The 19801-nt window shown below is 59.0% G+C and carries 15 protein-coding genes; 7 read left to right on the forward strand and 8 right to left on the reverse strand.

All coding sequences use genetic code 11. The annotated features are described in order from the left end of the window. Positions 1-2 precede the first annotated feature (2 nt). From J3R75_RS19690 to J3R75_RS19700, 3 genes are all read left to right on the forward strand, one after another. On the forward strand, positions 3-1361 hold the full coding sequence (locus J3R75_RS19690; protein ID WP_307259069.1) for a transposase: 1359 nt from the start codon (positions 3-5) through the stop codon (positions 1359-1361). A 560-nt stretch (positions 1362-1921) separates the two neighbouring features. Continuing rightward, positions 1922-2269, forward strand: a complete 348-nt coding sequence (locus J3R75_RS19695; protein WP_307259070.1) for an HTH domain-containing protein — start codon at positions 1922-1924, stop codon at positions 2267-2269. 2 nt (positions 2270-2271) lie between these two features. Beyond that, on the forward strand, positions 2272-3630 hold the full coding sequence (locus tag J3R75_RS19700; RefSeq protein WP_307259069.1) for a transposase: 1359 nt from the start codon (positions 2272-2274) through the stop codon (positions 3628-3630). Positions 3631-3873: 243 nt separating this feature from the next. On the opposite strand, the gene J3R75_RS19705 is transcribed toward J3R75_RS19700, so the two are convergent. Further along, the gene (locus J3R75_RS19705; protein WP_307265437.1) at positions 3874-4044 is read right to left on the reverse strand and encodes a hypothetical protein; all 171 of its coding nucleotides are present in this window, start codon (positions 4042-4044) and stop codon (positions 3874-3876) included. A gap of 85 nt (positions 4045-4129) precedes the next feature. Between J3R75_RS19705 and J3R75_RS19710 the strand changes: the two genes are divergently transcribed. The 4 genes from J3R75_RS19710 to J3R75_RS19725 all read left to right on the forward strand — a co-directional run bounded on the left by J3R75_RS19710 (position 4130) and on the right by J3R75_RS19725 (position 10772). Beyond that, a complete protein-coding gene (locus J3R75_RS19710; RefSeq protein ID WP_307265438.1) occupies positions 4130-5176 on the forward strand; it encodes a GntR family transcriptional regulator in 1047 nt (348 codons plus the stop codon). Between the two features lie 72 nt (positions 5177-5248). Next, positions 5249-5977 (forward strand): DUF1559 family PulG-like putative transporter, encoded by a 729-nt coding sequence (locus tag J3R75_RS19715; RefSeq protein ID WP_307265440.1) that lies wholly within the window; start codon positions 5249-5251, stop codon positions 5975-5977. A gap of 38 nt (positions 5978-6015) precedes the next feature. Then, positions 6016-8301 (forward strand): DUF4838 domain-containing protein, encoded by a 2286-nt coding sequence (locus J3R75_RS19720; RefSeq protein ID WP_307265443.1) that lies wholly within the window; start codon positions 6016-6018, stop codon positions 8299-8301. A gap of 155 nt (positions 8302-8456) precedes the next feature. Beyond that, positions 8457-10772 (forward strand): DUF4838 domain-containing protein, encoded by a 2316-nt coding sequence (locus J3R75_RS19725; RefSeq protein ID WP_307265447.1) that lies wholly within the window; start codon positions 8457-8459, stop codon positions 10770-10772. Between the two features lie 9 nt (positions 10773-10781). On the opposite strand, the gene J3R75_RS19730 is transcribed toward J3R75_RS19725, so the two are convergent. From J3R75_RS19730 to J3R75_RS19760, 7 genes are all read right to left on the reverse strand, one after another. Further along, entirely contained in the window at positions 10782-12134 is a 1353-nt protein-coding gene (locus J3R75_RS19730; protein ID WP_307265449.1) for an ATP-binding protein, read from the reverse strand. A 15-nt stretch (positions 12135-12149) separates the two neighbouring features. Further along, positions 12150-12461 (reverse strand): hypothetical protein, encoded by a 312-nt coding sequence (locus J3R75_RS19735; RefSeq protein ID WP_307265451.1) that lies wholly within the window; start codon positions 12459-12461, stop codon positions 12150-12152. A gap of 3 nt (positions 12462-12464) precedes the next feature. Continuing rightward, entirely contained in the window at positions 12465-13490 is a 1026-nt protein-coding gene (locus tag J3R75_RS19740; RefSeq protein WP_307265454.1) for a GDSL-type esterase/lipase family protein, read from the reverse strand. 58 nt (positions 13491-13548) lie between these two features. Further along, the gene (locus J3R75_RS19745; RefSeq protein ID WP_307265456.1) at positions 13549-15159 is read right to left on the reverse strand and encodes a 4Fe-4S binding protein; all 1611 of its coding nucleotides are present in this window, start codon (positions 15157-15159) and stop codon (positions 13549-13551) included. Beyond that, positions 15159-16088 carry a DUF362 domain-containing protein gene (locus J3R75_RS19750; protein WP_307265459.1) on the reverse strand — a complete coding sequence of 310 codons (930 nt, stop codon included), beginning with the start codon at positions 16086-16088 and terminating at the stop codon, positions 15159-15161. The genes J3R75_RS19745 and J3R75_RS19750 overlap by 1 nt, the downstream gene beginning before the upstream one ends. A gap of 48 nt (positions 16089-16136) precedes the next feature. Beyond that, a complete protein-coding gene (locus J3R75_RS19755; RefSeq protein ID WP_307265462.1) occupies positions 16137-19409 on the reverse strand; it encodes a glycoside hydrolase 5 family protein in 3273 nt (1090 codons plus the stop codon). A gap of 60 nt (positions 19410-19469) precedes the next feature. After that, positions 19470-19801 (reverse strand): TonB-dependent receptor (locus tag J3R75_RS19760; protein ID WP_307265465.1); only part of this gene is annotated, 332 nt, incomplete at its 5' end.

Here is a 19801-nt window from a genome sequence, read left to right on the forward strand (position 1 = left end):
CCATGGAAAACAAATCGCTGCTTGTGTGGTTGCGTGCTTTTTTGGCGACTCTGAGCGTGGGCATCAAGGATGTTCGGTCACGAAAGCGATTTGTCACGATAGGCATCGGCCTTTTGGGCGCCAGTCATCCAAAAACCATAACCAGCGCCATTAACTTTCTAGATATGGTGTTCCACTGGAGCGCGTTCTATAAACTTTTCTCCCGGAGTAAATGGGACTGTGAAGGCATATTCGGGCCCATTATCCAGGAGGCCGTCAGTCTCTGCCCAGTCTACGACCCCATCATTTCCGCCATCGACGATACGCTCGTGCGCAAGACCGGCAAAAAAATCCCCGGTACTGCTTACGCCCGGGACCCTATCAGCCCCCCGTTTCATGTCAATCTGGTCATTGGCCAGCGCTATCTGGAAACGACCATCATGTGCCACGGCTCTGATCCCAACTCCAGTCGAGCCGTACCCGTGGCGTTCAGACACGCACCACCGGTCAAGGCTGGAAAAGTGACAAGTCCGGAGGAGGAACAGATACTGAAGGAAGAGAAGAAAAAGCACAACATGAGTGTGCGCGGTCGCCAGCAGCTTTTTTCCCTTCGTGGGGCAATCGACGCAATACCTGGCGGTTACGACCGTGTCCTTATCCAAAGCGCCGACGGCAGTTTTGCCAACAGCTGTTTCCTGACTGATCCTCCTCACAACACCGTGATCGTCGCGCGAGCGAGGAAGGACACGGTCTTTGTCGAGCCTCTTTGCCCCGAACAACGCAAAGGCAATCGCAAGTACGGCCAACGTCTGCCTTCACCCAAGGATATTCTTGCCAGCGACAACTACGAAACGCGGACCATGGAGGTATTCAAGCACGGACGTAAACTTGCCGTGCATTACAAGTGCGTCCAAAACGTCAGGTGGCCGGGTGCGACCCACGATCAGCCCTGTAATCTCATAGTCATTAAGCCTTTTCCCTATCGTCTGACCAAGAATGGGCGCACTCTCTATCGGCAGCCTGCCTTCCTGGTCGTAACCGGTGCCATAAACAAGATCACGATCGAACAGGCTATAAGGGCTTACTTGCTTCGCTGGGAGATCGAAGTCAGCTTTCGAGACCAGAAAGCAATACTTGGCATTGGCAAAGCCCAGGTGTGGAACAAAGATTCAGTAGCTAAAGTGCCCGCTTTCATCTCGGCTTGCTATGCCGCTTTGCTTCTGGCAAGCATACGACTCTACGATGACAAGCGAAACGAGGCATTCCCAACGCGAGAACGGTGGCGAAACGACCCGGTCACCCGTCCATCCCTGCGCGATCTGGTGCGTTTAATGCAAAGCGAGCTGGCGGAGGGAAAAAAATCAGCACCGGACGTTGCGTAGGAGTCCGTGCAAGATTGTCCAAAGTCCAGGGTGCGGGCGGGACGCCCGCACCACGGCCGCGAGAAACGCCCGCGCCCCAATCGGGTGTAATTTGCGCAAGGCTGCTCGGACGGCCTGCACGGAGCCGACCTCAGGCGACGGTGCGGGCATATTTGCCGCCGGGACGGCGGCGCTCCCAGGTTGGGGCCAAGGCGTCGCGCAGGTGGTCCAGGACCTCAGGCGGTGGCAGGGGCGAGACGTCCACAAAAGCCCCGGCAGGGGCGTCGTCATCGTAGCCCCGGGCAACGCCCGGGGAAGAGTTGATGATTTAAAAAGTGCCCTGGAGGGGCACCTCAACAGTCATTCTGCTAGGACTTACTAGCGGATTTGTTGAAATGCCCTTCCAGGGCATGCTCATGTGGTGGCCCTTTCCCCGGGCTGCGCCCGGGGCCTGGACTTTGGACAATTTTTTTTGTTTAAAAATAAATCTAAAAATTAATTTGCATTCTACCTACTCCGTATTATGCTACCCGTAGCTTGAATGCTGGCGTGTCTGGTCACAACAAAGAAGGGCTACGGGTATGGCAAAAGAAATCAGCAGCAATGATCTCTGTAATGTCTTGGAAACAATGCTTGAATCCGGACTAAAGGCATTGCGCTCGGCCAAAGGTTTGGACGGTCGCCTGGAAGCGAACCGAAAGGCAGCCGGAAAAAGATCTAACATGTTACTAGTTAGCGATATACTCCGAGAAGCGGGGGAGCCTCTTCACATCAATGAGATCCTTGACCGCGTGCAGAAGCGCCATGGCGTGAAGCTGCGTCGCGAGTCCATCGTGTCGGCGATGACCAAGAAGGTTCTCGACGGACACACGTTCCGGCGTACAGGACGCAACGAATTTGCACTGCTGGACCAAGAGGAGGACGATTAGCCATGGAAAACAAATCGCTGCTTGTGTGGTTGCGTGCTTTTTTGGCGACTCTGAGCGTGGGCATCAAGGATGTTCGGTCACGAAAGCGATTTGTCACGATAGGCATCGGCCTTTTGGGCGCCAGTCATCCAAAAACCATAACCAGCGCCATTAACTTTCTAGATATGGTGTTCCACTGGAGCGCGTTCTATAAACTTTTCTCCCGGAGTAAATGGGACTGTGAAGGCATATTCGGGCCCATTATCCAGGAGGCCGTCAGTCTCTGCCCAGTCTACGACCCCATCATTTCCGCCATCGACGATACGCTCGTGCGCAAGACCGGCAAAAAAATCCCCGGTACTGCTTACGCCCGGGACCCTATCAGCCCCCCGTTTCATGTCAATCTGGTCATTGGCCAGCGCTATCTGGAAACGACCATCATGTGCCACGGCTCTGATCCCAACTCCAGTCGAGCCGTACCCGTGGCGTTCAGACACGCACCACCGGTCAAGGCTGGAAAAGTGACAAGTCCGGAGGAGGAACAGATACTGAAGGAAGAGAAGAAAAAGCACAACATGAGTGTGCGCGGTCGCCAGCAGCTTTTTTCCCTTCGTGGGGCAATCGACGCAATACCTGGCGGTTACGACCGTGTCCTTATCCAAAGCGCCGACGGCAGTTTTGCCAACAGCTGTTTCCTGACTGATCCTCCTCACAACACCGTGATCGTCGCGCGAGCGAGGAAGGACACGGTCTTTGTCGAGCCTCTTTGCCCCGAACAACGCAAAGGCAATCGCAAGTACGGCCAACGTCTGCCTTCACCCAAGGATATTCTTGCCAGCGACAACTACGAAACGCGGACCATGGAGGTATTCAAGCACGGACGTAAACTTGCCGTGCATTACAAGTGCGTCCAAAACGTCAGGTGGCCGGGTGCGACCCACGATCAGCCCTGTAATCTCATAGTCATTAAGCCTTTTCCCTATCGTCTGACCAAGAATGGGCGCACTCTCTATCGGCAGCCTGCCTTCCTGGTCGTAACCGGTGCCATAAACAAGATCACGATCGAACAGGCTATAAGGGCTTACTTGCTTCGCTGGGAGATCGAAGTCAGCTTTCGAGACCAGAAAGCAATACTTGGCATTGGCAAAGCCCAGGTGTGGAACAAAGATTCAGTAGCTAAAGTGCCCGCTTTCATCTCGGCTTGCTATGCCGCTTTGCTTCTGGCAAGCATACGACTCTACGATGACAAGCGAAACGAGGCATTCCCAACGCGAGAACGGTGGCGAAACGACCCGGTCACCCGTCCATCCCTGCGCGATCTGGTGCGTTTAATGCAAAGCGAGCTGGCGGAGGGAAAAAAATCAGCACCGGACGTTGCGTAGGAGTCCGTGCAAGATTGTCCAAAGTCCAGGGTGCGGGCGGGACGCCCGCACCACGGCCGGGAGACGGGCGCGCGACGCATACCAGCCCAGGGATAGAGCCCACGACGCAGACAAAGGGTTCGGAACTACTGTGTCAAGTCTCTCTTTCTATCACAAGATTTCGCACATTACCAAAGAAACTGATTGCCCACCGTCCCGGCGGCATACGAACAGTGAAAACAAATAACTGCGGAAACACCAATATCAATGACTCCTATGAAACCCGCTGCCGCAAAGGTCGGCGGAAATCAAGGTCGGATGGCTGGGCGGCGACTGACCGTGGGTGTCCTGCAAATTGCCCCCGGGGTTTTCCCCACCGGGGTAGTCACTGACCAATTCCACACACACGAAGAATTTTTCACCACTCTCTTGCATTTGACATATTCTGACATACAATGTGACATAGACTGACATAAAACAGGCTTTTCCCTGGTTCGCTTTTCCACCAAGTGATTCTCCTATGAACGCATCCTTACGGGACAGATTATCGCACTCGCAGGAGGTCGCCTCCCGGATACTCCAGGAGGTGCGCAGCGGACGGCTGTTGCCTGGGGAGAAACTGGGTAGCATCCGTCAGTTGGCGGGGCGTTTTGGTGTCGGGCGGCAGGTAATTTTATCGGCGACGGAGATACTCTCCACGGAGTCGATCATCATCAAGCGAAGCCGGCAAGGCACGTACATCAATCCGAACTTGTCACCAGAGTTGGTGCGTGAGCGGACGAAGCGCATCGGCTTTCTCAATTGGCAGGTAAAACAACCCGGCTTGGGTGCCTTTTCGTTGCGAGTATACAACGAAGTGCTGCGCATGGCGCCTGCTCTGAATTGCGAGATATTCTGGCAAGGCATGGTCGACGATCTGGACCCCGTGAATTGGTTTGCAGGCATGCGCCTGGACGCGCTGCTGGTCACCGGCCGCATTGACGACGCCCTGGTCGCCCTCCTGCAACGCCATTCCATACCCCATCTGATTGTCGGCAACTACCAGTTCAAGCTCCCAGCCAACCAGCTGGAAAAGGCGCTAGCCGAGGACATTTCCGGGGCACTCCGCCACACATGCCAGATGAAACACTTCACCCGTCTGGGTACCGTCACCAATTCCCCCCAGCTGCAGTCCACCCGCTTGTATTTGGCCGGGGCACAGCTGGTGGCGAAAGAACTTGGCCTAGAGTATCCTGAGAAATGGTGCTACGCCGACGCAGCCGAAGATGGCTACGCCGGTCTGCAAAAACTACTGGTCAACGACCAAGACCGGCCAGATATCATCTACATGACCGCCCGGGCCTTCCCTGAAGCCGCCCGCTACTTCTTCGAACACCACCTTGTCGAACCGCAGCGGCGTCCTTTCCTGCTGCTGGATTACCTCGGCCACGCCGAACTCTATCCATACCTGGTCGACGCCACGGTGTACCCAGAAGAAGAACTCGGAAAAATCGCCCTCCCACGACTGTTGGACATTTACTACGGGCGGCGCCGCCAGCCCCACCATGAGCGGGTTGCGAGAGAATAAGTATCTGGTCAGCAAAGGCTAGTAAGAGACATTGAGGCGTTATCAGCACATGTTAATCAAGGAGGTCCGACAATGAAAAGAGTAGGGTTGTTCACGCTGATTGAATTGCTGGTGGTCATCGCCATCATCGCCATCCTCGCCGCCATGCTGCTACCAGCACTGGCCAAAGCTCGTGAACGGGCGCGAACCATCAACTGCATCGGCAATCTCAAGCAGATCGGCCTGATGCTGAGCATGTACAGCACGGACAACGTCGGGCATCTGCCGCTGGTCATGAATAACCCGGCGCCAACCGGCACCTCGAAAAACCGCATGTGGGCTCAATATCTGGCCCAGACCGGCTATGCCGGTTTCAACGCCGATGACATTAACAGCTTCTTTGCCACCCCAGCGGCATCCGTGTTCTGGTGCCCCTCCTACTCACATGTGCCCGTCTCCGGCGTGCAAAGCGCCGACAAGTGCGGCGTGTACGGCCTGAATGTAACCGGCATCAATAGCGACGGCAGCGACTCGGGCTGGAACAACTACATCTCAATCAATCTCCACGCACTGGCGGAGCCGAGCAGGCAGGTCCTGGTCGGCGACAGTAAACTGCCGTCCTCCCAAGCACAGCAAGTGTGGATCCGCCCGATGGGAAATGTCGGTGATACCGCCTGCTGCCTACACGCGCGCCATAACAGCAGATGCAACGTCCTTAAGGGCGACATGTCCGCCGAAGGCATGAGCTCCGGCGATCTGCGCTTCTCACTCGTTAAACGCCATATCCATTACGTCGGCGAATCAGACACCAAAATCTACTGAAACGGAAAGCCTTTTCCAGCCACGCCCAAGGAAAAACCATGTTGAAAGCACCAGGATGCCTCTTGTTTTCTGCCGCGCTGCTGTCATCAGCGCTTATCCACGCCGCGCTGCCGCTGGCATCGGCCGGCCAGCCGGTCGCCGAGATCATCTGCCCGGCCGACGCCGGGCCGGTGCTCGCCTACGCCGCCAAGGAATTGCAGGAGCATATCGCCATGATCTCCGGCGCGACCCTGCCGATTCTGCCGGCGCCCGGCCCCGCCGCCGGCCGCATCATACTGGCCGTGCAACCGGTGGGCTTCGCCGCCGATCGCGAGCAGATCGGCGACAGCGACGGCTTTGCCGTCCGCCAGCAGGGCGCGACCGTGACCGTGCTGGGCAATCAGCCCAAAGGCGTCCTCACCGGCGTCTACAAGCTGCTCTTCCGCAACAGCGACATCATTTGGGCGCGCCCCAACACCGAGTTCGGCACCATCTTTACGCCCAATGCCGACCTGACGCTGACCGACACCGATTTCATCGACGTACCCGCCACCATCCTGCGCGGCTGGCAGATGATCGGCCCGGGTCTGGAAAGCGACGTCTGGCAGTACCGCCAAGGCAGCAACTGGTCGTCACGCACCATGCGCGACGACCCCGAGACCAGCCACTTCGGCTGCGTCCGCGAATTCGGTGGCGGCCACAATCTCACCGGCCTCTACATCCGCGGCGACAAGTACTTCGCCGACCACCCCGAATTCTTCCCCTTCTTCAAAGGCGCCCGCCAGGACCCCCGGCAAATCCGCATGCGCACCCAGCTGTGTTTCACCAATGCGGACATGACTCGCGCTTTCATCAGCGAGCTGGACCAACTGGTGGCCGCGTCGCCCGACTACAGCACCTACCGCATCATGATCGAAGACGTCTGGCAGTGCTGCGAATGCCCGGAATGCAGCAAGCCCATCACCCTGCCCGACGGCACCAGCGTCGCACCTGCCGACGAGGATTTCCGCTCGACCCAGTTCTTCCTCTGGCTCAACCAGATCGCCCGGCACTTCCAAGCCCACTACCCCGGCAAGCGCCTCCTGACCTTCGGCTACTTCTTCACGGAAACGCCGCCACGCATCACCGTCGAACCCAATATCAGCATCTCTTTCTGCCCCATCAACAAAAACTCCAAGCGCGCCATCGACGATCCCGACAACGACGTCTACTACCGCCGTTTTTTGAGCTGGATGAAAAACACCACCGAGCTGACCTGGCGCGAGTACTTCGGGCTCTGCGGGCCCTTCCCACGCCCCATGGACGCTATCGCCATCGCCGACTGGCGCCTCGTCAACAGCTACGGCGTCCGCCGCACCTACTCGGAAATGTACAGCGACGCCGTCGGCCCACGCATGGACGGCGTCGCCAGCTGGAATGTCAACGCGCCGTACTTCTGGGTTATGGCCAATGCCAACTGGAACCCAAAGGTCGACGTCAAGGCCCTGCGCGATGAATTCTTCCGCCGCGTCTACGGCCCCGCCGCCGCCGACGTCAAGGCCTTCTACGCCATGATCGAAAAGGCCTTCCTCGCCGCGCCCGGCAACTCGCGCTGGAACGACCGCGCCGTGGGCAACTGGCGTCTGGCAGTCGTTGAACCAGGCATAGTCGAGCCCTGCCGCGAGGCCCTCACGCGCGCCGCACAACACCCACTGCACCCCAACAGCAGAAAAATGCTCGACGCTCTGCAACACACCTTCGCCGAGCAGATTGCCATAGCGGACAATGTCCCCAATCTGCGTGTTGGCCGCTGCGCAACAGAACAAGACCTGTCCCTCGACTTCTCAACTCCTGCTTGGCAGGCAGCGCCCGCATATACCAACTTCATTGAACTGAACAAGTCAAAGCCCGTCCCCCATCCCACCACAGTGCGCTTTCTGTACGACGACGTCTATCTCCACATCGCACTGCAATGCAATTACCCGGACCCGACACAAATGGCCTACGAACGCAATCTCCACGGCATCAATCAGTTCCCGGCCGGCGAAGGCGCCGAATTCTTCCTTACCAGCGGCAAAGAATCGCCAGCCTACTACCAGTTCGTCGTTGACCCGGCCGGAAATCGCTTCAGCAGCGATGAAACAGCGCCATGGCAGGCGCGTACGGCCGTCACGGCAAACGGCTGGAACGCACTCATCAGCGTCCCCTGGTCAACCCTCGGCCATGACCCTGCCACCACCGATCGCATCCGTGGAACTGTCGTGCGTCTTTCCAAGGAACCTAACGACCGCCGCCGCTATTATCCCCTCTTCAACAGCGCCGGACACTCCGTCGCCAGCTTCTGCCCAATGCACCTCGAAAAATAGTGTTCATCCGCAATGCCTCAGGCGTTATGCGCCTGCCGCGACCGTTTTCATCCGGCTATCATTGGCCACAATTTAGACATGCCCGTTGCATATACAGCAGAGATACGTTCAGCCCACACCCTCTGCTGCTGACGCTCGGCGCCACAAGGACTACCATGCCCAGATTTTTACGCTCAGCCAGCCTTTTGCCTGTCCTCGTCCTGGTCTTCGCTTGCGGCTTTGCCACCCACGCCGCGCTGCCGCTGGCAACGGCCGGCCAGCCGGTCGCCGAGATCATCTGCCCGGCCGACGCCGGGCCGGTGCTCGCCTACGCCGCCAAGGAATTGCAGGAGCATATCGCCATGATCTCCGGCGCGACCCTGCCGATTCTGCCGGCGCCCGGCCCCGCCGCCGGCCGCATCATACTGGCCGTGCAACCGGTGGGCTTCGCCGCCGATCGCGAGCAGATCGGCGACAGCGACGGCTTTGCCGTCCGCCAGCAGGGCGCGACCGTGACCGTGCTGGGCAATCAGCCCAAAGGCGTCCTCACCGGCGTCTACAAGCTGCTCTTCCGCAACAGCGACATCATTTGGGCGCGCCCCAACACCGAGTTCGGCACCATCTTTACGCCCAATGCCGACCTGACGCTGACCGATACCGACTTCATCGACGTACCCGCCACCATCCTGCGCGGCTGGCAGATGATCGGCCCGGGTCTGGAAAGCGACGTCTGGCAGTACCGCCAAGGCAGCAACTGGTCGTCACGCACCATGCGCGACGACCCCGAGACCAGCCACTTCGGCTGCGTCCGCGAATTCGGTGGCGGCCACAATCTCACCGGCCTCTACATCCGCGGCGACAAGTACTTCGCCGACCACCCCGAATTCTTCCCCTTCTTCAAAGGCGCCCGCCAGGACCCCCGGCAAATCCGCATGCGCACCCAGCTGTGTTTCACCAATGCGGACATGACTCGCGCTTTCATCAGCGAGCTGGACCAACTGGTGGCCGCGTCGCCCGACTACAGCACCTACCGCATCATGATCGAAGACGTCTGGCAGTGCTGCGAATGCCCGGAATGCAGCAAGCCCATCACCCTGCCCGACGGCGCCGTGGTCGCGCCTGCCGACGAGGATTTCCGCTCGACCCAGTTCTTCCTCTGGCTCAACCAAATCGCCCGGCATTTCCAAGCCCACTACCCCGGCAAGCGCCTCCTGACCTTCGGCTACTTCTTCACGGAAACGCCACCACGCATCACCGTCGAACCCAACATCAGCATCTCCTTCTGCCCCATCAACAAAAACTCCAAGCGCGCCATCGACGATCCCGACAACGACGTCTACTACCGCCGTTTTTTGAGCTGGATGAAGAACACCACCGAGCTGACCTGGCGCGAGTACTTCGGGCTCTGCGGGCCTTTCCCACGCCCCATGGACGCTATCGCCATCGCCGACTGGCGCCTCGTCAACAGCTACGGCGTCCGCCGCACCTACTCGGAAATGTACAGCGACGCAGTCGGCCCGCGCATGGACGGCGTCGCCAGCTGGAATGTCAACGCGCCATACTTCTGGGTGATGGCCAATGCCAACTGGAACCCAAAGGTCGACGTCAAGGCCCTGCGCAATGAATTCTTCCGCCGCGTCTACGGTCCCGCCGCCGAAGACGTCAGGGCCTTCTACGCCATGATCGAAAAGGCCTTCCTCGCCGCGCCCGGCAACTCGCGCTGGAACGACCGCGCCCAGGCCAACTGGAAGCATGTCGTCATTGCCGGCGACTTGGTCGAGCCATGCCGCCAGGCCCTCACGCGCGCCGCACAACACCCGCTGCTGCCCAAGCAACAGCGCATGCTCAGCGCCCTGCGCGACCAATTCGATGCCATGATCGCCGACGTCCTCGCCATGCGCGTCTTCGCCACAAAAGTCGCTACGCCGCCGACCTTCGACCCCACTTTCGCAACGGAGCCATGGCTAAAAGCCAAGGTGGCCGACGCATTTGTGCTGTCGCGAGGCGAAAAGCCACACGAAAACCGCACGGAACTCCGCGTCCTCTACGACGACGAGCGACTCTACTTCGGCATCCGCTGTTTCCACCCCGACCCGGCCAACATGCCCTACCGCAAGGACGTCGCCGCCGGCAATCGTTTCCCGCAGGGCGAGGGCTTCGAAGTGTTCCTACAGGGCGACTGGGATGAACAAAAATCGCCCTTCGTGCAGATGGTCATCGATCCGGCCGGCAACCGCTACGCCGGCGCCCGCGCCGGAAAATCCTGGCAGGCCGAAAGCCGCATCCTCGCCGATGGGTGGAGCGCCATGCTCTCGCTGACCTGGGCCGAAGCGCGCCTAGAACCGCCTCTGCCCGGCGCCGTTCTCCGCGGCGCCTTCATCCGCCAGTTCATGCCATCGCCACAAGAAGGCATCGCCCCCAGTAACTACGCCGCACTCTACGGCTCAACCAGGCATCGCACGCAGGGCTTCTGCGATATCGTCCTCGAATAAGAGGCACCATCATATGATCAAGTTACGATTGTCTTTTACAAAGTTCTGAAAGAACATGATAAAATAAATCGGCAAATAAATGATTTTTCCTTTGCAAGTTATTTTCCGATTATTTGACAGAACATATGCCTTTTTTATATGATAATCCGCATTGGCAACAAAGTTATTCAATGCGCTGTGAATAGAATAATCCTTGCCCGATTTTACTTCTATCGGGATCGCCGATAAACTGTCAAAGTCATCAATCAAATAATCCACCTCACCCTTGCTGCGGTTGTCATAATAAAACAGCTTGTGTCCATGTGCAAGCAATTCCGCCGCAACAACCGTTTCATAAACCGACCCCAAGTTAATTGATCGTACGTCATCCAGTATCGCCCGAGCATTGTTGCCGTAGAGAATGCTGGATAAAATTCCGACATCGTTCAGATACATCTTCAATAAATTTTTCCCTTCCGACTCGGCAAGAGGAAAAACCGGATTCGATATAGCCTGTACATTCATGGCAATTCCAGCACTGACAAGATATTCGAACTCGTCCTGATAATTGTCAAAAGTCTTTCCCCGCTTACCTTCAATATCCTGTGCAAAAATGCGCTTCTTTTTATTCTCCATGTTGGATGGGATCAAATCGTAAATACGGCGTATTTTCAACTTGCGCTCATCATCATATTTAGAGGCATCAGCGGCATAATAATCATGGATTTCGTTTTGGATTTCCCGGACGCGCTGAATGTTGTGGCTGTCTAAAAAAGCATTGACGGCATCCGGCAAACCGCCGGTTAACAGATATTTTCTAAATAGCCCCATCACTTTATTGTGTTTCTCTTCATCAAGCGATTCCAGTTTCTGAAATTTGCTCTGAAGCATCGAGATAACCATATCGTTCATACCGTTAGCATAAAGGAATTCTTCAAAGTCCAGAGGGAACATCCGCACTTTGCGGATGCTGCCCATGGGAATGGATGTCGTTTGCGCTAACGTGATGCCAAGCAAAGAGCCGCTGGCGATATACGTGTATTTATCGTCTGACACAAGGAATTTCAACAATGTCAGCAAGTGCGGATAGGCCTGAATTTCGTCAATAAAAATCAGGGTATCTTCTTTGGCTTTCATCTTGTTTCCAGCAAGCATACTGATTTGAAGATAAAAATCTTCCACAGTTCTGGTATTGGCAAACAAGCGCTCCCCTAGTGAATCCTCCACCATGTTGACTTCAATAAAATTATGAAACAACCGCTGCCCGACATGGCGGATGATGTACGTCTTGCCAACTTGACGCGCGCCGTCAATCAACAGGATCTTTGATGAACCCGAACGTATATGATCTTCGATCAGATGCTCAATTTTGCGGAACAGCATGGTTGCATCTCCTCGCTATTGTTGACTTTTCAATAACAATATAACGAAGAATAAACGACTTTTCAATATATATTCCATGCAAAAATAGTTACTTTTCAATAAATCCATACCCGAACGGGAGGTCCTCAGCCCCCTCGGGCAATATTTGTCTGTCGTGATCGCTTGCGCCAAGCCTTCTTTTGGCAATAAAATAGACATGCCCGCAGCCTCGGCGGAAAAAAGTCCAGCCCATGCCCGCAGCTTCTTACGCTCAGCATCCTGCGGCAATCGCTTCGCGATTGCCGCAGGATGCTGAGATGAAAAGGGATAGTTGGATTTTGCGAACAAAGCTCACCCCAGCAGCGCCGCCAGTTTCGCGGCCAGGTTCTGGCCCATGAGGCCATGGCCGTAAATGGACGGGTGCAGCAAGTCCCAGTTCAGGCCGGTGAAGTCGTCCAGGATGTCCGCGCCTTCAATGAGGAAGACGTTGCGGTCACGCCATTTTGCCGCGGCTTCGCGGACCACGTCGCGAAAATGCGTGGCGGCATTTTGCGGGTCGGCTACGGTTAAATTGAGATCGCGCGCAAAGGGGAACATGGTCAGCAGCACGATGGGCTTGCCGGGCTGCCGGGTGGTCATGGTGTCGACCATGTAGAACACCCGCTCGCGGAAGGTCTCCACCGGCATGCCGAGCATGTTGATGCCCAGCTCCAGGGTCGCGAAGTCCCAGCTGCCCATGTTCGCCATGTAGTCGGCCATTTCGTGTTCGGCATGGCAGGAGCCGCTCAAGCCCAAGTTCAGCAGCTGCACGCCCAGGCGCCGCGCCGCCACCAGGGGATAGCCATCCAAATGGGAATGGGTGATCGACGAGCCGTAGGCCAAGTAGGTCTTCGCAGGCTTTTCATCCGCCATCGGTGGCCGCCACGGCCAGCCCAGGCAGTCCATGCCGCAGTACATCGCCGTCCCACGCCAACACTGCACCCGCCACACATTCGGCGCAAAGCCCTTCGGGCGCAGCCCACCCTGCGCCCAAGCGGCCCGCATCTCCGCCGGTGGCGTCAACACCACCGTGTTCACCTGGCCGGGAACCAACACGGGACTCTGAAACGGCGATAAATCAAAATTGCCCAGGAATATGCGCAACGGCAGTGTCGCCGCAAACTCCGGCGGTGCACAGGCCAGACTGAGCCGGATCTCGGGCGCATCAGTGACAAAACGCATCTCGCAGCCGATCGACTCGGCGCCGGTCTTGCGCGCCCGCTGATTGAGCTGCCAACGCAGCGCCCGCGGCAGCCGTGCCAGGCAAAGGCCGTTCAAACCCACCGCCGGCTCCAAGGCGCCGACGTTGTGAAACTCGATATTGTCATGAATCATCATCAGCTTTGCTCCTCAACTGCTCGTACTCAACATGATTACCTCAGCTTGTCGCCCCGGGTCACAACAGCCAGCCGTCATCGCCGCCCGCAGCAGGCTTCGGCAGGGGCGCGTGCTCCCGCCGCTGGCGGAAAAACTCGCCAGGATCGTCCGCTTGCACTTGTATGGCCACCGGCTCCACGCGCATCGCCCGGACCGGCCGCACTGGGCAGGGATACTCGCAACTGCCGCAACCAATGCACAAATCGGGATTCAAGGACGGTATGCGCCGGCCAGGCCCGTCGTCCTTCATTTGCAGGGCGCCCGTCGGACAATGCTCCGCGCAGGCCCCACAGTCAACGCCGTCCTGCACTGCGATGCATAGCGAGGGATCGAAATGCGCCATGCCAATCCGACAGCGCTGCTTCGCTGGCAGCGTCATGGGCCGCAGTGCCCCCGTAGGACAAATCGAGCTGCAGCGCATGCAGTTGAACTCGCACATGCCACGGTCAAAAACCAGGTGAACCAATCCCGGCCGGCCATCGCCAGCCGCACGCAGGACATTTCCACGGCAATTCCGCACACACAGCTGACAACCCGTGCACAAGGCCGCAAAACGCGCCGCTGAACCCGCGCCCGGTGGATAGATCGCCCCAGCGCCAGCGCCGGCGCGCAAAACGCCCCCCGGACGCAACAACGCCGCGCCCGCACAGGCAGCCGCGCCAACGCCCGCAACACCGACCAAGACCTCGCGGCGCGTCAATTCCCCCTGTGGCAAAGCGCCGTCCCGCGCATCGGCCGCAGCTGCCGCAGCCGGCTTTGCGGTGCTCTCGCCGGCGGCCAGCGCTTTTTCGCCGGCCGCAGCTGCCACCGCGGCGGCCTTGGCTGGCCGGCGGCCCCACGCCACGGCCTCAAAACAGCAGGCGTCCAGGCATTTCAGGCAGCGCAGACAGCGCTCGTTGTCAATGCTGCCCTGGGCAATGTCGATGCAGCCAGCGGGGCAGACTTTTTGGCATTGGCCGCATTTGACGCAGGCGTCCGTGAGACGCAGCGGCAATCGCGTGCATTTGGCGACCAGACCCAGTGCGGTCCCCACTGGGCAGAGTGTCGTGCAGAACCAGCGCCGGCGCCATAGCACCAGCGCCGTCAGCAGCAGCAGAGGCAGCACGCCGAAGATGAACAGCGTCGGCAAAGCCAGCGGGCGCACGATCAGCATGTCGTCGGGAAACAGGCGGTTATAGAGCGCCGTGTACCATGGCGCCACCAAGGTCGCGACCATGCCACCAAAGCGCGACGCCGGGTCCAGAAGCCGCAAACACAAACTCCACCCAAAGAGCAGCAGCACAATCGTCACCACGGCGATGCCATAGCGCAGTCGCGGATGATTCCCCGGCGCCGCACCGCGCCGCCGCGTGAGCCAGCCGATAAACTCCTGCAAAATGCCCAGCGGACACAATACGCTGCAGTACACCCGCCCCAACACCAGCGTCAAGACCAGCACCAGCAGGGCCACACCGGCGCCCGCCGGCGAAAACAACTGCCAGGCACGGGCCACCGCCGGCCCGAACTGTACCTCCAGCCAGTACTCGCCAGCGGCAACGCCGTGGCAGATCAGCGCCAGCAGCATCAGCATGGTCAATGCCGCCAGCGCGACGCGTCCGTAGCGCAACCATCGCAACCGTGACGTCGCCATTAGGCCTCCAGGCGCTTCACAGTGATGCGAGAAAAGTCTGCAACCCCCAAGCCGGCAGTGGCAGCCAACGCGATGTAGGGCACGTCGGCAAGCTCGTAGCCGATGACCTTCGTCGCCATGGCGTCAATCGCCACGATGTCGCGCGACAGCAGCTGATAGCGCAGCTCGCGGATGTCCTCGGCCACTTTCCCGCGCGGGCCATTGGCCACCACAATCCGGTACGCGTCAACCACATTCAAGTCCGGCCGGCGATACAACGCGCAGTCGGCGATGCACTGCGGCAAGTTGTTCTTGTGCATGAAGGACCGATCCCAGAAAATCCCCAGGAAGTTCTTCATGGCGGCGGTCATTTTGGCACCGCCGTGGTGTTTGAGCACCGGCACATTGATGAACACATCGGCATCAATGATCGCCTGGTGAATCTTCGCGGTCTTCAAGCTGACGGCCTGCGGGCAGCTCTTTTCCACGTAGTGCAGTTTTTCGTCGTGTGCGGAAAGCATCTTACCGCCGGCAGCGACCACGGCCGCCTCGATGCCGCTGTTGCGGTAGCAACTCTTCCATTCGTTGCAGGTGTGATCAAAGACCTGCACCTGCGCGGCACCAGCAGCGATTGCCTGGCGGACAATTTCGGCGACCAGCTCGGGATTCGTATTGGCGGCCTGCTCGGGTGTGCGATCCCAACCGATGTTCGGCTTGACCACCACCTTTTGCCCCGGCTTCACAAAAGCCGTCATCCCGCCCAGCGCCTCAATGCCCTTGCGGAACATCGCCACGGCACTGCCGTTGCGTACCGCAACCACCTCCGAACCGCCATTGCCGCCGTCAGTCTTGGCCTCGTCAGCCCGAGCCGGTATAGTTGACAAATCCGCCAGCACCGCCGTGGCAGCGGCAGTCGCCACACCACTTTTTAGAAAATTGCGTCTGTCCATGTATCCTCCAAAAGATCTGATTGTTGCAGCTTATTCACTCGCAGCCGCTCATTCGCGGATAAGTTCGATGTAGATGCTCTGGGTGTCCTTATCCAGCGCGAACCGCTCCAGGCCATCAGCGCGAGTAACGGCGATCTCCGCCCGACGTTCACCGCTGAGGCTGTCCAAGCGATAGACACGCAGCGGCGCGTTTCCGGGCAGAATCGGCATGGCGATAGTCGCCAGCACCGGCTCGGCCAGCACGGGGCCTTTCCGGCCCATGTCCATGATGAAACGCCCCTCGATTTTGGTGTCGGCGTTGCGAGCATTGCCTACCGCGCATAAGAGCATCCGTTTTGCACTGCGGATGGGCTCGTCGCTCAAACTGCTGAGGGTGATGGTGGCAAAGTTGCTCGGGGATTCGATCTGCAGATCCTGTGGCTGCCGCGCACCGTCCAGCAGCGTGTGCAGGCGGCCCGTCACCATCTTGCTGCGCGGCGTATCAACCACCAGCAGCCCCGCCGCAGGATAACGTACGACCTCGCCGGTATCGCCAGTCACCCGCTCCAATGACACGCCCTCGACACCGAGCTTCGCAGCCGCTTCCAGTAGGCTGTTCTTGGCTTGCTGTTCGCGGGGCGCATTCATCGGCCACGCGTCCGCTTCGGCGGGAGTCAGCGTCGTCTCCACTCGTGCTAGCGCCGCCAGGAAGGGCATGCGCGCGGCAATGCTCTGATTGGCCCACACGGCTTCGGGCCCGTAGGACAATGACACGACCTTCGCCGACGGCCGGATGTCGCCGCGCCGGAACGCCAGCGCACTGGCCTGGCTCAGCCCCCAGGTGGCCGGGTCGGTCTGCTGCGAATGCACCAAAATTCCCGGCGCGTCGTGAAAACGCGACCAGCGACCAGAATCGAAAGACCCCGTGGCGCAGTAGAACAGCAGCGCGTCCCAATCCTGGAAAGAGCTGTAAGCCGTCATGAATGGCAGGCCCTCGCAACGCGTGTCGTTGGGATAGCAGTAATTCCACTCGCTGGCCACCACCGGCTTGCCTGCGATCTTCGCCCGGCTGAAGCTCGGGATGATGCTCAGCTGCCAGGCCGCCTGCGTCACGCTGCAGCCGTTGTTGTAGGTCATCGGCTTGGCGCTCACATTGGGGTGGTCGGCGTACGCGTGGTCGTTCATGTAGTCCATGTTCGTGCTGGACCACAACTCGCCCAGGGTGAAGGTGATATTGGTGCCGCTGATCGGCGCCTTGCCGCCCAGACTGTGATAGTATGCCTTCATTTCCTCCAGGTGGGCCCGCTGCAGCTCGGCGGCAAAGCGCATGCCCGTCGGGCCGACAGCCGTGAAATCCCGCGGCAGCGGCAGCAGCTCGGCAATACCCTGCCGACGCTGCCAGTCCAGCCACAGCACCTCCAGTTCGTCGCACCATTCGGCCGCCACGCGCTCGCGCAGTGCGCCCCAGTTCATCACCACGGAATTCTCGTTGGTGACCTCGTACATGCACACCGCCGGATCGTCAACCATGCGCAGGCTCGTGTAGGGATTGACATGAGTGAACAACGACTGGGCTAGCTTCTTGCTCGCAGCAATCAACTCGCGATTGAACAACGCCGCAAATTTGGCGCCCTTGCCGCCGTCCGGCAGCGGCTTGCCCAGCAGGCGTTCAAAGAGCATACCGTCATTCCAATCCATGAAAATGTAGACGCCGTTCTTCTTCAGCTCGGCAATGAAGAACTCCATCTTGTCCAACGCCTCGGGATTGAGTGACCCGTCCTCAGCGATCAGCGTGTCCCGATATACCGCGTAGAGATGAATGCGCAGCAAGTTGACGCCCTGTCGCGCCAGGCAACGCGCAATCCCGGGCGCATCGGCCTTTTCGGGATAGGGCCCGTACAAGGCCGCGTTCGTTCCCCAGAATTTCACTGTCTCGCCAGGCTTGTCGGCAAAAACGAAATGGCCATTGGCGGCGACTTTGAGCCAGCCGTGCTTGCCCGCTGGGGCGTCATTGAGGAACGACACGTCCAAGGCGCTGCCGGGCGCAATGCCGTCCAGCCAGGCTATCGGGCACTCATACCAGCCGTCGGTGCTGACATCCGTCCGTGGCCGGTCGTTGTAAATCTTGTCCAGCGCCTCCAACTGGGCAGCCGTCAGCACGCCGCGCTTGAGCGCGGTCAGCCCGAGGATCACCGGCACTGACGGCGTCTCCAGCGACCGCACCCGCAGGCTCTTCAATGCCACGTCCGGCCGAGGATTCTTCCACTGCAGGTGCTGCAAAGCCACGGCGTGCTCGGAATTGTCCCCCTGCCAGGCGATGCGCGCCACCAGCGGTTCGTTTTCGTTCCACCAGTCGTTGGCTTCCATGCCGTAACGCACCGGTATCTCCACGACCTGGCCGTCGGCATAGGTGACCTCATACACCAAGACCGTCTCGCGAAACGCCGCATTCCACACCAGCGTGTGCACAAAGCCCAGGCGCTCAGCCTGAACGCCGTCCAGGCTAATTACCGGCGATGCCACCGGAAACGCCGGCCGGGCCTCGCCTTTGAGCGCAATTACTTTGTCGCCAATGGCAAAAGGCACGCCCTGCGCGTTGATGGTTCCGGGCGTAAAACAGCTCAGGTCATTGGTGCCTTGGTCCGTCCAGCCGCCCTGCCCGTCGTCGGCCACGTCGTCCCGCAGACCGCGATTGCCATGGCCAGCCAACGGATAGGTCCGGAAAGCGCTCAGCGTCGACGGCGTGCTCTTGATGCGCAACACGGCCTTGACCTTACAGCCGTCCTCCTTGCTGTAGTCCGGCGCTACGCGCAGGCGGAAGCGCTTGGACCACTCCGCTGCCCGCAGGTCGTCCAAAAACCAACTGTGCGACGAGCCGTTGACATCGAACTCGATATCGCCGAAAAAACTCTCGACGTGAATGATGCCGTGCTGCTCGTGGCTGGCGATGGACGGCCGTTTCGGCGGCCAGTGATCCAGCACATACGCCGGAATGCCCAGGCACAGCTCAACCTTGCCGCCCCTCGGCGTGCCCTTGATGTCGATGTCCCACGTGGCCTCGGCAAAGCCATTGCGGTTCTGCACGGTCTTGACCACAGTGATGAATTCCGTCTCGCAACGCGCCGTCTGCACGCCGTCAACCATGGACATGGCGTAGCCCTTGGCGGTGTCAAAACCACGGTATTCGTCATCCATCAACAGCAGCGAGTCGCCTTCAATCACATTCACGCCATGGTAACGGTAGATGAAATGGCCGTTGCTAGCAAACTCAGCCTGGCCCCACACTACACCGGTCAACGCCAGCACCACCGCCACCAACCAACAACGAAGTGTCTTACCCATGATCAGGTCCTTTCTCCTTGCGTTCCCGGGCTGAAGGCGCTTGCGCTGTCCAGCCGGAATTTAGAAACTCATGGCCAGGCGCACAAAATAATTCCTCCCTGGAGCATAGAGCCACTCCCGGGCGTAGCTGTAGGTCTTGTCGCTGATATTTTCCACCCCGGCGCCAAGGCGGACGACCTGCCGGGGCTTTTCCGGCCGCGGCACCCAGCGGCAAGACACTTCGAGGTTGTAGGTTGTCCACCCTGCGTAGCGTTCCATGTCGCCAGTGATGAGGCTGAGCGAATCGGCCTCCGTCGCCATGCGGGCATAGAGATCGACGCCCCAGCTGAAAGGCCGCTGGTCGTCGCTATCCGCACGCAGGCCCATGCGGCCGCTCCAGTCCGGAAAGCCGA

Source organism: Oligosphaera ethanolica (genome assembly GCF_030814695.1).
Taxonomy (GTDB): domain Bacteria; phylum Verrucomicrobiota; class Lentisphaeria; order Oligosphaerales; family Oligosphaeraceae; genus Oligosphaera; species Oligosphaera ethanolica.